Raw genomic sequence first — 1,395 nt, forward strand, 5'->3', positions numbered from 1 at the left:
TCCCCTGTCGCCGTGAAGCAGGGCATCTCCGCGCTGAAGCCCGGCGGCGTGGCCGTACTCGTCGGCATGGGTGCCGACGAGATCGCCCTCCCCGTCTCCACCATCCAGAACCGCGAGCTGGTCGTCACCGGCATCTTCCGCTACGCGAACACCTGGCCGACCGCGATCGAGCTCGTCTCTTCCGGCGCCGTCGACCTCGACGCCCTCGTGACCGGCACGTTCGGTATCGCCGAGGTCCGGGAGGCACTCGATTCCGCCGCGCAGCCCTCGACGCTGAAGAGCATCGTGCGCCCCGGCCGCGAGCACGCGGGGGACGCATGACCGACCTCGAGCGCACGGGAAGCATCACCCTCGACGAGCAGCCCGACATGCTCGCGTGCATCGAAATCCGCAAGGCGTTCGGCGGGGTACCAGTGCTCAAGGGTGTCGGGCTGCATCTCGAGCCGGGCACCGTGACCGCGCTCGCGGGCGAGAACGGCGCAGGCAAGTCGACGCTCATGAAGATCGCCTCCGGCCAGATGAAGGCGGACGCCGGTCAGGTGCTGGTCCGGGGCGAGGAGCTGGCCGCGGGATCGGCACGTGACGCCCACCAGCGCGGCATCGCCATCGTGCCTCAGGAGCTCGCCTCGATCCTCGACACCACGGTGTACGAGAACATCTTCGTCGGACGGGAGCTGCGGGGGCGCCTCGGGCTCGTGGATCGTCGTCGCATGGCCAGAGAGGCCAAGGAGATGCTCGCGGAGTTCGGCGTCGACATCGACCCATCCACGCGGATGGGGTCCCTGCCGGTGGGCCTGCGCCAGATCGTCGAGATCGTCAAGGCGACCAGCACCGGCGCTCGCGTGCTGCTGCTGGACGAGCCGACCAGCGCGATCGCCGAACGCGAGGTGGCCCGTCTGATCGAGAACATGCGGATGCTGCGCGACCGCGGCGTCGCGATCCTCTTCACCACGCACAAGATGGAGGAGATCCGCGCGATCGCCGATCGGGTCGTGGTCCTCCGCGACGGCGGCCTCGTGGCGGACGCGCCGCTCTCGGAACTCAGCGACGACGACATCGTGACCGCGATGATCGGCCGCGAGCTCGAAGACCTCTTCCCCGACCTGCCGCCCGCGTCCGACGACATCGCCCTCTCGGTGCGCGGCCTCGACTACACGCCGGCTCCGCAGCCGGTCGACCTGCAGGTGCGCCGCGGCGAGATCGTCGGACTCGCAGGGCTCGTCGGCGCCGGACGCACCGAGCTCATCGAGGCGCTGTTCGGAGTGCGCTCCTCGACCGCCGGCGAGATCGCCGTCGGGGGCCGTCGCGTCCGCCGCGGACGCCCTGCCGACGCGATCACCGCAGGCATGGCGCTGGTCCCGGAGGACCGGAAGGGCGCTGGCGCCGTGCTCAGCA

At 70.6% G+C, this 1,395-nt stretch carries 2 protein-coding genes; both read left to right on the plus strand.

The annotated features are described in order from the left end of the window. On the plus strand, positions 1 to 321 hold a 321-nt coding region (locus DSP71_RS24490), incomplete at its 5' end, for a zinc-binding dehydrogenase (RefSeq protein WP_396652072.1). Then, on the plus strand, positions 318 to 1,395 hold a 1,078-nt coding region (locus DSP71_RS21185), incomplete at its 3' end, for a sugar ABC transporter ATP-binding protein (RefSeq protein ID WP_147251421.1). The genes DSP71_RS24490 and DSP71_RS21185, both read left to right, overlap by 4 nt.

Source organism: Microbacterium sp. H6, assembly GCF_003314775.1.
GTDB classification, from domain to species: domain Bacteria; phylum Actinomycetota; class Actinomycetes; order Actinomycetales; family Microbacteriaceae; genus Microbacterium; species Microbacterium oxydans.